The 13,612-nt window shown below is 44.4% G+C and carries 10 protein-coding genes and 1 riboswitch; of the genes, 7 read left to right on the plus strand and 3 right to left on the minus strand.

Going from position 1 to position 13,612, the window contains the following annotated elements:
- Positions 1-16: 16 nt before the first annotated feature.
- Positions 17-120: riboswitch (purine riboswitch) on the minus strand.
- Between the two features lie 330 nt (positions 121-450).
- From rhaB to ACWA2B_RS06440, 5 genes are all read left to right on the plus strand, one after another.
- Positions 451-1,932, plus strand: coding sequence for a rhamnulokinase (rhaB, locus tag ACWA2B_RS06420; RefSeq protein ID WP_318627753.1), 1,482 nt, complete (start codon positions 451-453; stop codon positions 1,930-1,932).
- A gap of 12 nt (positions 1,933-1,944) precedes the next feature.
- Positions 1,945-3,201, plus strand: a complete 1,257-nt coding sequence (gene rhaA, locus ACWA2B_RS06425; RefSeq protein ID WP_318627754.1) for an L-rhamnose isomerase — start codon at positions 1,945-1,947, stop codon at positions 3,199-3,201.
- A gap of 52 nt (positions 3,202-3,253) precedes the next feature.
- On the plus strand, positions 3,254-4,099 hold the full coding sequence (gene rhaD / locus ACWA2B_RS06430; RefSeq protein ID WP_340933695.1) for a rhamnulose-1-phosphate aldolase: 846 nt from the start codon (positions 3,254-3,256) through the stop codon (positions 4,097-4,099).
- 197 nt (positions 4,100-4,296) lie between these two features.
- On the plus strand, positions 4,297-5,190 hold the full coding sequence (locus tag ACWA2B_RS06435; protein ID WP_340933697.1) for an AraC family transcriptional regulator: 894 nt from the start codon (positions 4,297-4,299) through the stop codon (positions 5,188-5,190).
- Between the two features lie 140 nt (positions 5,191-5,330).
- Complete coding sequence (locus tag ACWA2B_RS06440) at positions 5,331-7,619, plus strand: GDYXXLXY domain-containing protein (RefSeq protein WP_449291857.1); 2,289 nt, start codon at positions 5,331-5,333, stop codon at positions 7,617-7,619.
- A gap of 147 nt (positions 7,620-7,766) precedes the next feature.
- Here the strand turns inward: ACWA2B_RS06440 and mmuM are convergent, their stop codons facing one another.
- Positions 7,767-8,714: a homocysteine S-methyltransferase gene (gene mmuM, locus ACWA2B_RS06445; RefSeq protein ID WP_029518816.1), complete on the minus strand. Its 948-nt coding sequence runs from the start codon at positions 8,712-8,714 to the stop codon at positions 7,767-7,769.
- A 339-nt stretch (positions 8,715-9,053) separates the two neighbouring features.
- Here mmuM and ACWA2B_RS06450 point away from each other — a divergent pair, with 339 nt between their 5' ends.
- Complete coding sequence (locus ACWA2B_RS06450; protein ID WP_340933700.1) at positions 9,054-10,109, plus strand: AEC family transporter; 1,056 nt, start codon at positions 9,054-9,056, stop codon at positions 10,107-10,109.
- A 17-nt stretch (positions 10,110-10,126) separates the two neighbouring features.
- Entirely contained in the window at positions 10,127-11,146 is a 1,020-nt protein-coding gene (locus ACWA2B_RS06455; RefSeq protein WP_340933702.1) for a 2-hydroxyacid dehydrogenase, read from the plus strand.
- 51 nt (positions 11,147-11,197) lie between these two features.
- Here the strand turns inward: ACWA2B_RS06455 and ACWA2B_RS06460 are convergent, their stop codons facing one another.
- A complete protein-coding gene (locus tag ACWA2B_RS06460; protein ID WP_069012284.1) occupies positions 11,198-11,935 on the minus strand; it encodes a response regulator in 738 nt (245 codons plus the stop codon).
- Positions 11,916-13,517 carry an ATP-binding protein gene (locus tag ACWA2B_RS06465; protein WP_080710706.1) on the minus strand — a complete coding sequence of 534 codons (1,602 nt, stop codon included), beginning with the start codon at positions 13,515-13,517 and terminating at the stop codon, positions 11,916-11,918. The genes ACWA2B_RS06460 and ACWA2B_RS06465 overlap by 20 nt, the downstream gene beginning before the upstream one ends.
- Positions 13,518-13,612 lie beyond the last annotated feature (95 nt).

The following is a 13,612-nucleotide window of genomic DNA, read 5'->3' on the forward strand; positions in this document are numbered from 1 at the left end:
GCCCGCATTCATCCGAAGCCGATGCGCTATCACTCATAGTCGGACGATTACAGTGGTCGTCCGGTAGAAACTTTTGGGCCATATCCCCAATATTATACGAGTCATATGAAATTGATATCTTGTATACTACACCCTCTGGCGGGCGGTTTCAAGACTATTTTTCATACAGACAGCAGCATTTGGAGAACCTTCCACAATTGGAATATCGTAAAATCAAATCGACCTTTGTTGAAGGTATATATATAGTAGAAAACAGATGTTAAAAAACAAAAATACATACAAAACAACATTCAATTTTAATTATAGTTTTAAAAAACAAAAATAAATCCACAAATTTCACTTCCGTTTCTGTTGACTGTAAAGAAAAACGGAAGTAGTATGGAGTTAGTTAAGAAAACAAAAGGCAGACTTTCAGGCTGCCCGTATTTTATCCATGCAAGGAGATTGGATATGAATAATTATCTTGCTGTTGATATTGGAGCTTCAAGCGGTAGGCTCGTAGGTGCAACTCTGCAAGGTGACCAACTACACTTGCAAGAGCTTCACCGTTTCAACAACTCCTTTACCGAAAAAGACGGACACGATTACTGGAATATCGACGAACTATTAAATGAGATTATTCAGGGCTTGCAAAAAGCTAAACAGAAGGGGATTCATTCCTGTACGCTCGGCATTGATACATGGGCTGTAGATTACGTGCTGCTTGATCAGAAAGGTAACCGCATTCATGAGGTATACGCTTACCGGGATGCACGTACCCTCCACGCACCCGACAGGCTGCACCAGCTCATCAGTCGAGAGGCTGTGTATGAGAAAACAGGCATTCAGGAACTAAACTTTAATACCCTGTATCAGCTGTTCGTCCATGACCGGGAACAGCTTGCCCAGGCGGATAAAATATTGATGGTCCCCGATTATCTGTACTATCGCCTGACAGGCATCATGATCAATGAAATGACGAATGCGTCCACGATGCAGCTTCTCAACGTGAACACCCGAGAGTTTGATGAAGACCTGCTGTCCCTGCTCCAACTGCGACGTAATCAGTTTTCAGAGCTCGCAGAACCTGGGCGGGTTCTGGGTTCTCTTTTGCCGGAGCTTGTTCATAAATATGATCTTCCGGACTGTCAGATCATTCTTGCGCCTACTCACGATACTGCATCGGCTGTTGCAGGTGTTCCGTCACAGCGGGAAGAATCTTGGGCTTATATTAGCAGCGGAACGTGGTCACTACTGGGAATGGAACGATCCGAAGCCTTGAATACGAAGGCAGCCATGCAGGCGAACTACACTAATGAGTGGGGCGCTTACGGTACGTACCGTTTTCTGAAAAATATTATGGGATTGTGGATGATTCAGGAGGTCAGAAGAGAAGGGGGCTGTGCACATAGCTTTGCCGAATTGGCCGAACTGGCTTCAGCAGAGACACCGTTTGTCAGTCTCGTCCTCTGTAACCAATCATCCTTCTTAAACCCGGATAGTATGACTGTTGAAATCCAGCGATTCTGTGGAGAAACAGGCCAGCCCATCCCCAGGACGCCGGGCTCACTCGCCCGCTGTATTTTCGACAGTCTGGCCTTAAGCTACCGTGATGCCTTACACGAACTGCAACGTCTAACAGACGAAACGATTACCAGATTGCACATTGTCGGCGGAGGTGCTAACAACGAATTACTATGTCAGCTAACAGCCGATCTCTTGGGAATTGAAGTTCAGGCAGGTCCTTCCGAATCTACGGCCATCGGCAATATTGTCGTGCAATTAATTAGCTCTGGAGTTCTTGAGGATCTCAAAGCTGCTGGCCGAACCATCACCCGCTCCTTTCCGACTCGGCTATATGAGCCGCAATCGGTGGAAGGCATGCAAGAACTTCTGGATCGCTGGGAGCACCTTAAGAGACAAGCGATGTCCACTATTCACATATCTCAATAAAGGAGTAAAGCCATGAACGAAGCCATTGAAGCCAGTTATAACGAAGCGAAAAAGCTGTATGCCCGCCATGGTATTCAAGTAGACGACATCTTACGGAAGCTTTCACAAATCAAAATATCACTGCACTGCTGGCAGGGAGATGATGTTCAGGGATTTCTATTCAAAGACAAACAGCTGAGTGGGGGCATTGCGGTAACGGGCAGCTACCCGGGCAGAGCCGGCACGCCGCATGAGTTGCGTCAGGATTTAGAAAAGGCTCTATCGCTCATCCCCGGTAAACACAAGGTTAATCTGCATGCGATCTATGCGGACACCACAGAACAAGTGGATCTGGATCAACTGGAGCCACGCCATTTTCAGAACTGGGTAGACTGGGCTAAACAGCAAGGGCTTGGGCTTGATTTTAATCCAACCCTGTTCTCCCATCCCAAAGCGGAAGACGGCTTCACACTGAGCCATAAGGATTCGGAAATCCGTGATTTTTGGATCACCCACTGCAAAAAATCACGCAGGATTGCCGAGCATTTTGGCAAAGAACTCGGTCAGCCTTGTGTTACAAACCACTGGATGCCGGATGGCTATAAAGATACTCCGGTTGATCGGTTGGCTCCAAGAGAACGTCTGCGTGATGCGCTGGACGAGATTTTTAGCGAGAAAATCAGCGAAGAATACAACATCGATGCGGTTGAAAGCAAGCTGTTTGGCATTGGCTCGGAAAGCTATGTCGTGGGCTCGCATGAATTCTATATGGGTTACGCCCTGACACGGGGTAAATCTATCTGTCTCGATGCTGGTCATTTCCATCCAACCGAAGTCATTTCGAACAAACTGTCCTCTGTGCTGATGTTCACCGACCAATTATTGCTCCATGTCAGCAGACCAGTTCGCTGGGACAGTGATCATGTCGTGACAATGGACGACGAATTGCTAGACATTGCCCGTGAGCTGGTTCGCGGTGAATTGCTTTCCCGCACCCATATCGGTCTTGATTTCTTTGATGGCAGTATCAACCATGTGGCAGCATGGGTCATCGGAACACGCAACACGATCAAAGCGCTGCTTCGCGCTATGCTCGAACCGATTGAAGCATTAAAGCAGGCGGAAGAGGAACGGGACTTCACCACTCGTCTTGCTCTAGTCGAAGAGTTCAAATCGTATCCGTTTGGTGCCATATGGGATTACTATTGCGCTCAAAACGGCGTTCCTGTTCGTGAGGAATGGCTGGCCGAAGTAAAAGACTATGAACAACAGGTACTGCTGAAACGTTAACTACTGTACTGATAATGCTTATATTCATATCATCCAAAGGGAGAGATTATCCATGACTACTGTACTGGGGAATCAAAAAGAACGAAAATCGGGACTGGATATCCCATTTGTCCGCGAGATGGCGGAAATTACACAAAACATGTGGAAATTCGGCTGGGATGAACGCAATGGAGGTAATGTAAGCTATATTCTGGATGAAGCTGAGGTTGCAAAATATATAGATATTCATCAGGTCATTCGGACGATTAAACCTGCTTTCCCGGTAAATGAACTGGCTGGTAAATATTTTATCGTCACCGGATCAGGAAAATATTTTAAAAATGTAATTGCAGATTCAGAAGCTAACTTAGGGGTCCTTCGTGTCTCCCAGGATGGCGAGCAGTTGGAAGTCTTGTGGGGCCTCAAACATGGCGCAGTGCCTACCAGTGAGTTGCCTTCTCATTTTATGAGCCACATTGAGCGCTTGAAGGTCGATCCTAACCATCGCGTTGTGATTCATAATCATGCCACCCATGTTATTGCCATGACCTTCATTCATAGTCTGGACGAAAACCAATTCACCAAAACGCTGTGGGAAATGTGTACCGAATGTATTGTCGTCTTTCCAGACGGTATCGGTGTAATCCCTTGGATGGTACCGGGTTCCAGCGAAATCGGCCGCGAAACGGCTAAAAAAATGAAGGATCATCACGCTGTATTATGGCCTCATCATGGCATTTTCGGAACGGGCAGCTCCATTGATGAAGCGTTTGGCCTCATTGAGACGATTGAAAAAGCAGCACAAATCTATATGCTCATTGCCCACCATGATATTCGGCAGCGGATTACAGATCAGGAATTGGCCGATCTGGCCAAAGCCTTCAACGTTACTCCAAAAGAAGGAATCTTGAACGTATAAATATAGGCTAATCTCCTCTCATAATACAGAACTTAAAAGGCTCCATGGCTCGTCTCAAACCGGCCATGGGGCCTTTGGCATACGTAGTTTTAATTATATAACCCTTAATTCCAATGAATTAACTTGTAATTGTGCTTTCCTTTATATACAATAAAATCAAAATTCCCTTATCTCCACCAAAGGAGAGGTGACAAGTTATGAAAAGAGCAAAAAATGAAGATCACTTCGACATCGTGGAAGACCATTATTTCACAGCTACCGAATTGGAAAAGTCCAGCGCCATTTGGCCTGTCAGACTGGGTATGGATATTTCGAAAACAAGCTGCCATGTCGGTCCCAAGGCTGTTCCTTATTTTTATTTGATTTTTGTACTTGAAGGTCAGGCTGAGTTTATTTATAAGCAACAGAAGTACCGTGTCCAAAAGTCTGATTTATTCTGTTTTTTTCCGCATCTTGCCCATGAATATTACACCGATCAGGAGCACCCGTTGCAAAAGGTATGGATTGCCTTTGAGGGACCCAAATCCCTCGAACTGCTGGAGCGGATCGGAATTAATCCCTCTACGCCATTTATGGCTAACGCCGTGAGCGAGCAAATCCTCGGACTTATCTCCAACCTGTTTTCCATCGCGCACGACAACAGCAGACAGGGCAGCGATCTGGCCCGCTTGATTACACTGCACCAGATCTTCGAGGAGTTATCCCGCAACACATCTGACGTGCTGCGCAACTTTGTATGCTCTGATTATTGGCTCCAGCAGGGGAAAGATTACATTGAAATGCATTATTGTGACCGTGTTACGATTGAGCAAATTGCCGAGCATGTAGGTGTGGATCGTGCACATTTTTCACGTAAGTTCCATTCCACCTTCCTCATCTCTCCCGCCAAGTATTTGCAAAACCTTAAGATTAACGAAGCCAAAAGATTACTGGAGCAGACAACTTACAATTTGTCGATCATAGCCCAGTCCATCGGCTATACCGATATGTCCACCTTTTCCAAAGCATTTAAGAAAACAGCAGGGATTCCGCCGCGTGAGTATCGCTTCCGACATCAGTCCCGGCAAGAGATTCGTACCGTCAATGCCTAGCTGGAATCCAGTAACGTTCAAGAGAGCCGCCGTATACAGTGGCTCTCTTTTTTTATGACCTGATCCTAATTTGTACTTGGTTCTGAGACCTTTCAACGTTATAATAAGCATCAAACCAACAGGAAAGGTACGTGAAATCCATGCTGCGATTCAATGCGATACGTACGGGCTATCTGCTGGGCATCTCTCTGATACTTGCCGCAATTATTTATTTTTTCGCCTCCAATTGGGGCGGACTGGATCGGACAGTCAAGATTGTACTGGCTGCTGCGCTTATTGTTCTGTTCTATGGCTTGTCTTTTGTATTTGCACGGATACGTGCTGTTCCCGGCCAACAAGCTTTTCTGTCTAATATGTTTTTGGTGGCTGGCTGTATAGCCTTTGGCGTTTCTGTGGCATTGCTCGGTCAAATTTACAATTCCCATGCGGACAGCTACGGATTGTTTTTCATTTGGTCGGTACCGGCTCTGCTACTTAGTTGGATCACTCGCTACAATCCTTTTTATATGCTGTCGTATGTACTGATTCATCTTGGTTTGTGGTTTTATTTTTACCCTACGATGCAAAGCCCGTCTTATAGCGAGCTGGAATCGTTGTCCATTGCCGGAGTGTTCGCACTGGTCAATCTGGTGTTGTTTCTATTGACGTTCCTTCATCGTATACACTCTGCTCCACTACAATATATGAGCTTTACTGTTTTTCATATAGCCATGTTAGCGATGACTAATTCTTTTGCATTTGATGGCTATGGCCTGGTCATGAATATACCGTATATCGCTGTGATTGCTTTAGGATTTTATATATTTATCAAGGTACGGCTGAATAAAACACTACTGACCTTGAATGCATTGGCGCTCTCCGCTTTTGCTGTCTTTAAATTTATAGAGCTGACAGAAGCTTACTACTCATCTCTGTTTTTTGTTTTTGGTTTGATTTTTGTGGCGCTGCTGCTGACCGGTAACGTGTGGTTTTTCCGTTATTTGAATCGTTTGGGGAAAACACCACCGGAAACAGGGGAGATATTCAATGGGGAAAACGGGGATATCGTAAAAACCGATGTGGAAACAACCGTTCCCGAGGAACGTGGCAGTGAATGGATCAGCAAAACCGTATCCCGTGTAATCAAAGTGGTTGGAGTGCTGATCGGAAGTATATCTCTCATCGGATTGATTATGATTAGCACGAATGTAAACCACACCGAATATGTACTGTTGGTTGTGTCATTGCTACTTATGATTTTGATGATTGTCATACCGGAATCCAAGCTGGATTCGGTCATACGTTATACCCTGCTGACCATCAGCTATATTACAGGCTTGGCGGCCATTCTATGGTCAGATCAGTCGCTGCTTTCGGTATTATTTCTGATCGTTTCCATCGCTGGATGGTTTCGCTCCAAGGGGAAAAGGCAGTTGTTTTTTGCCTACACCTTTGTAAACCTGAATCTGGCGACCATTTTATTTCAGCAGTATCAGGAGTGGGATGGTTGGAACTGGACCTACAAGTTCATCATCTTCTCTCTTTTCATCGTCAATGCCGTGTTATATGGGGTAAGTTACTTTATATCCAAGACGGAGTTAAAAGAACATCTGCGGAATAGCTCATTATTTTTCAGCTTGCTGTTCCTGTTTTGGGCGACGTTCTTCGAGGATGTCGTTCCACACTCTTATATGTTCATTAACATTTTTTATTTTGTTATCGTTACCGGGATGGTCTTTGCCTTTGCCCGTCTGAAACAAAAATCGGAGGCCATCATGAGTGTTGTCTTCTGGTTTATTTTTATCGGCTTCAAATACTATGATTTATTGTGGATGCTACTGTATAAATCTTTTACGCTGGCGTTACTGGGGATCATTGCGCTCGGAATTACCTGGTGGGCGGATCGGCGAATGGCCCATAGCGGCAAAGCAGCATTCGATGCCGATCACCGCAGCTTTAGCTTTATGCGCTTAAGCCCGTTACTCATTGCCATTGTCATCGTGCTACAGCTGGGGATCATCGGGTATCAGACGGTGAGAAGCGAAACCCTGCTCGCCACAGGGGCTTCCATTAAGCTCAAACTGGCTCCTATAGACCCGCGCTCCCTGCTACAAGGCGATTATGTGGCACTGAATTACGACATATCTACCCCTCCTTCCAAGACCCCTCTTCAGGAGGAAGAATGGAGCCGAGGCAAGTTCAAAGTCGTTCTCACACCAGATAACCAAGGAGTATACGTCGCAGACCGCCTCTATCAAGATGGCGAAAAACTTGCCAGTCATGAGGTCATTCTAAATGGACAGTGGTATGGTTCTCGTATTGTGTACGGTATTGAGAATTATTTCATCCCTGAGGGAACCGGACGTACTGTAGAACAGAACGCACATTTTGCCCATATTCGGGTGAGCCGCAATGGAGACGCACTGCTGGAACGTTTGGCAGAAAGCTGACCGGATCGGCGCAGATAGTTAACGAAGCAGGCTGAACCAAGCTGCTCCATTGCTGGAGCACCACTTGGTTCAGCCTGCTTGTTTTTTCGGGTCATCGAGTTACCCTCTTATAGATAACCTTTATCCCTACGCTACGCTTATCCTCGTTTATACATCTCTCGTCCATGATGCTATTTCCTCAATATCCTGCGGCTGAGTCCGGCAACAACCACCAATCAGACGAGCTCCCGCTTCATACCATTGGCGGGCACTTTGTCCGAACGTCTCTGTACAAGTGCTACCGTGCCATGTCTTGGTGACCGGGTCATATTCCTCTCCCAGATTGGGATATACCACCACAGGCTTATCCGTGTGGCTGCGTATTTCGTGAATAAGCGATGGAACGAATTTCGGCAAAGTGCAATTGATTCCTACAGCAGCCACTTGCTCATGCCCATTCAGCCACTCAGCACATGCAGCGGCAGACTCACCATTGCTGATATGCTGCCCATCCTTTGCGCTAAAGCTGATCCAGGCATACGTACCAGGGAATTCCTTCAGCAATCGGGCGATGGCCTTGGCTTCAACCAGACAGGGTATCGTTTCACAAGCTAAAATATCTGCACCCGCCTCAATCAGAGCTTTCATACGCGGCCTGTGAAACTCCACAAGCTGTTCCTCGCTCAGCTTGTAATCGCCGCGATACTCTGATCCATCTGCCAAAAACGCCCCGTAAGGGCCGACGGAGGCCGCAACTAGCGGCTTGGGACGATGTCGCTGACTTGCAGTAGCCGTCACGTCAGCCCAAAACTCATCTCGTGCCTGCACAGCAATCCGCACCGATAATTGAATCAGTTCCAGCGCCTCAGCTTCGCTTAAGCCTCGTTTAACATAGCCTTCAACGGTAGCCTGATAGCTCGCAGTAATCGCACAGTCTGCCCCAGCCTCAAAATAATCCCTATGTACACGCTTGATCGACTCCGGATGCTCATGGAGGATTTTAGCTGACCATAAGCTATCGTTCAGATCATGTCCATGACGCTCCAGCTCGGTCGCCATTGCGCCATCCAGCACGATCAGCTGAAATTCGTTCAGTATATGTTGTATCGGATTCATGCGGCCCCTCCTGCTCGTCTTTTCTATTTAACCCACCAATCAAGTAGGGTTTAATGATTTACATTATAGCACGGATGTTGATGAGCATTCACAAAGCCAAGAAATAATCATTTTGTGAAGTGAAGACGCCCCCTCTCGTTTCATTTGCTATCTGATGTAACGTATAAATTTTTTAAATTAGTTTCATAAGTTAAATTAATTAGATATTGTTCTTTTTTTCACAAAGTCATTTTACTATAAAGGTGCAAACCAACACTTTGGCCAAAAGATCAGGGCATTGCATCGTCACATTCTGCATCGTCATATATGTGAAAAAAGGTACAAGAGAGGGTTTTATTTATGTCTTTACTAGAAATGATTACCGCGACCTTAACAGATAACAAAATTGTCAGTTCTATCGCTTCCACCGTTTTTATTATCCTTCTTGGTTTCTTTTGCCGCAAGAAGGGGATTTTTAACGCAGCAGTAGGAAAGATGTTATCCAAGGTTGTTCTAACCGTGGCTCTACCAGCGCTAGCCTTTAATTCTTTCATGCAAGATATCAATCCTACAATGTTAAAACAAGGAATGAATGTTTTAATATGGGGAGTTCTAATTTATATTATTCTCATCTTTATATCTAAACCGTTCTTCCTGAGCTACAACAAGGATAAACAGGATGTTTTGCGGGTGTTAACCATTTTCGGTTCTACGACTTTCTTCGGGATTCCAATTGTCGGAGCCATTTACGGCCCTACCGGAGTGATGTACAGCTCCATTTTTAACATAGGGTACCGCATTTTCTTATACTCCTATGGCTATATCAAAATGAGCGGTCTGAAAATGGAGCTTAAAAATCTCAAAACCATGTTTATGAATCCCATTGTTATCGCCACGTTTCTAGGCTTGTTTGTTTGGTTGTTTCAAGGTTATTTGCCACAGATGAGTATAGCTACAGAGGATGGGGCCATTCAGCAGTTCGCCTTTCTAAGAATTGATCAAACGGCTGTCTGGCTGTTCAAGCCCATGACCTACCTTGCTGGGCTAGCTTCTCCATTAGCCTGGTTATCGATTGGCTCGACATTGGGGGAGATCAGCTTCAAGTCGGCAGCTACGGATAAGACCTCTTGGTATTACAGCATCGTTAAGGTTTGGCTTGTACCTATTGTTAACATCGTCTTGCTGGCCTTGTTGACTGTATCTCATATTCTGTCAGTTGATTCTGTCGCTTTAGCTACTATTGTCATCATGATGGCTACTCCTACAGCTACCGTAGCCGCAGCCTATGCCATCAGTTTTGATAAGGAAGCCATATTGACTTCCAATGCATCACTTCTATCAACTATCACTTCTGTCGTCATGATTCCAGTGTGGATCATTACGCTCAATGTCATTGATAAAATTGGAATTTTCTAAATCAGGGGGTAAACAACATGTTAAAAATCATTTGCTATGGTGTCCGTTCTTATGAGAAACCCTATTTCCAGGATCTCAATAAATATAACTTCCAACTAACGCTGGTAGAAGAGTTGTTAACCACCAGCAATGCAGAATTGGCGCAGCATCACGATGCCGTTTTGCTAAGAGGAAACTGTGCTGCCAATCGGGAAAATATCACAAAATTCAATGAATACGGCATTCAATATATTTTCACCAGAACAGTCGGAATCAACCACATTGATTTGGATGCCTGTAGCGAATTCGGAATGAAGGTGGCACGCGTGCCATCCTACTCTCCGAATGCCATCGCTGAGCTCTCCTTAACTTTGGCTATGATGCTGTTCCGCCACACCGCTTATATGACTACCAAAAGCTCTTTCAAAAATTTTATTGTGGATGAGCATACATTCAGCAAAGAGATCCATAACTGTAAAGTTGGGATTATCGGGGTTGGACGCATTGGTCTGACAGAGGCCAAATTGTTTAAAGGATTAGGAGCTTCTGTTATCGGCTATGATGTGTACCAATCCGACGCAGCCAAGGAAGTCATTCCATTCACAACCTTGGATGAGCTACTGGCAGAGAGCGATATTGTTAGTATGCATGTTCCTTATCTGCCGGGACAGAACGACCAAATGATTAATGCTGGCTTTTTAGCAAAAATGAAAAAGGGATCTATCCTCATCAATACCTCACGTGGAGAATTACAAGATAATCAAGCCATTCTAGACGCTTTACTCAGTAATCATTTGGAGGGATTTGGGACAGATGTCTTCCCTAAAGAGGAAGAACTATTTTTCAAAGCGTTTGAACCATGGCAAATGCTCCCGGACCCAACGATCCAGAAGCTTGTGGAGCTGTATCCAAGAGTTTTGGTAACGCCTCATGCTGGCTCGAATACCGTTACGGCGTTATCCAACATGATTGAAACTAGCTACGACAACTTCCATGATATCGTTACAACTCATTCTTCGGATAACCTGGTCCCACTTCCTGTCCTCTCTATGAAATAATTAGGAAGCTCGGTACTCTTGTTGAACAAAAAAAGAACCGCTATTTCCAGATTACAATGGAAATGGCGGTTCTTTTATATCAGGATTCAACTGATAGAGCATTAGCGGTCTGCCAACCTTGTGGTATTCTATCGATTCAACGAGAAAGCCATCGTCCACCAGGAACTGAATATATTTTTTGACCGTGATACGGGACAAGTCCACTTCTCTAGCTAACGTTTCAACTGAGAAGGGTCCGTCCAGCTCTTGAATACTCTTCAGTATTGTGGTCATGGTCAGTTTGGACAAATTTTTAGACAGGTTTTTCGATACATTATGCGGTGGATGTTCAACAGGTTTTTTATTTTCCACACCCGTGTGCTCTTCTTTATTAAAATAATGGTCAATAACAGCTTGATTAATTCCGTTCCCTTCCTCCATCACCGTGGCCAGACGCTGGATTTTCTCAACAGCCAGTCTAAAGCGTTCGAATGTAAAGGGTTTAATTAAATAGTCTGCAACACCATAAAAAACAGCTTCCTTCACCGTCTGAATATCTTTTGCAGCCGTAATTAAAATAACTGAAGCATGATATTGATGCTCCTGCATATGAGATAATAAAGTTAATCCGCTTTTTCCAGGTAAATAAACGTCCAGTAATACCAGATCCGGTGACCATTTTTGAAGACAGTCCTGTGCTTTCTTGACGGTATCTGCCTTACATACAACATCCAAATTGTCCATGCGCTCGATAAACTGTTGATTGAGCTCAGCAACCATCGGATCATCCTCAACGATTAGAACTTTCATTATTTGTCACCTCCAATGTACAGGGCAACTCTACATATATACTTGTTCCCAGACCCGGTTGGCTATCAAGCTCAATGATTCCTTGATGATTTTCCACCATGGTTTTAACCAGATTCAAGCCGTAGCCTCTGTCTTCTCCTTTGGTTGAAAAGCCATGCTCGAATATCCTTTTTTGCATCTCAAAATCAATCCCCAACCCATTATCTTTTACTTTCAGAATGAATACATTACCCTCACACTCATAGTTCAATTTAAGCTCAATTTTGCCGGGTTCTTTTTTTTGTAAGATGGAATCTATGGCGTTGTCAAAAAAATTGCCCAGGATGTGTATGACATCATGAACGATATCCTGCATCTCCACATTAGAGACATCCGAGCTTTCTGCAAGAAGAACCGAAATATTCTGTTCGCGTGCTTCGTTGATTTTACCCATAATAAAACCTGCTAATGCTGGTACTTTAATTCTCTCCGTCAAAAAGCCTACCTCATCTTGATACCGGTGATTTAACTGATGAATATATTGACTGACCTCCGCATATTTCCTCATTTCAATCAGCCCGGATATTACGTGCATTTTGTTCATAAATTCATGGGTCTGTCCGCGAAGGGAGTTAATATAATATTTTGTACCACTTAACTGGTTGCTGAGATGGATCATCTCGGATTGGTCGCGCAGCGTTGCAACTGCCCCAAAAAATTCATTTTCAATATATATAGGGGTTACTGTCGCAATGACCTCTATACCATTCACATAAAATGAGCGATCCTTGATTTTCTTTTTATCATCGAACACTCTCTTGAAAAGCACGTTATAAAAGTTGGTATCTAGCTGCTCGCCAATCGGGGCTTTCATTTCTTGGTTTGCCAGTTGATACTTGGCCTGAGCTTCTTTGTTCATAAGCATAATTTTCTTGTCAGCCGAAATGGCTATAATACCTTCAGCGACCTCATTTTCAATAATTTCTTTTTCGCGCAATCGTGTTGCTATCTCTTGCGGCTCAAGCCCAAATAAAATGGTTTTGATTTTCTGAGCCAGAATGATCGCGCCTAGAACTCCACTAAAGAGTCCCAGCATCAGCCCCCCAAAAATGGTATACTGCGCCTGCATCAAATCGTGATTTAGGGTTCTCATGGTCAGCCCTACACATACAATCCCAATGACCTCATGCTGTTGATTAAATATCGGCGTAAAATATCGGTAACCTTTGCCCAAAATACCTATATTCTCAGAAAAATGTCCCTGACCGGATAGCGCTCTTCTGGCATCATTCAAATCCGAGAACGGTTTGCCGACCATCGTTGCATTCGGATGAGATAGCCGAATTAAATCGTGGTTCAGAATGACAACAAAATCCACATTAACGTTATGCATGACTCCAAGCGAATAGTCTTGGATCTGCTTCACAGGAGCTCCTTGCTCGACATTACGAATAACATCGTTGTCACTGGCAACCATCTTGGCAACACCCGAAAGTTTTTCCTTTGTATTATCAAAATGTTTGTTAATCACGAAATTACGAATGAGAAGCAAGGATATAATTAAGGAAATAATGATAACTAAAACAACCAAAATAATAATCATGAATTGTAGCGAAACTTTGAATTGTCGTCTCGGTTTCGACTTACCTTTTGACCGCAACCCCATCACCCAATTTCTATATCAAGCTCTCCATTGGG

This window comes from Paenibacillus sp. CMM36 (assembly GCF_053570945.1).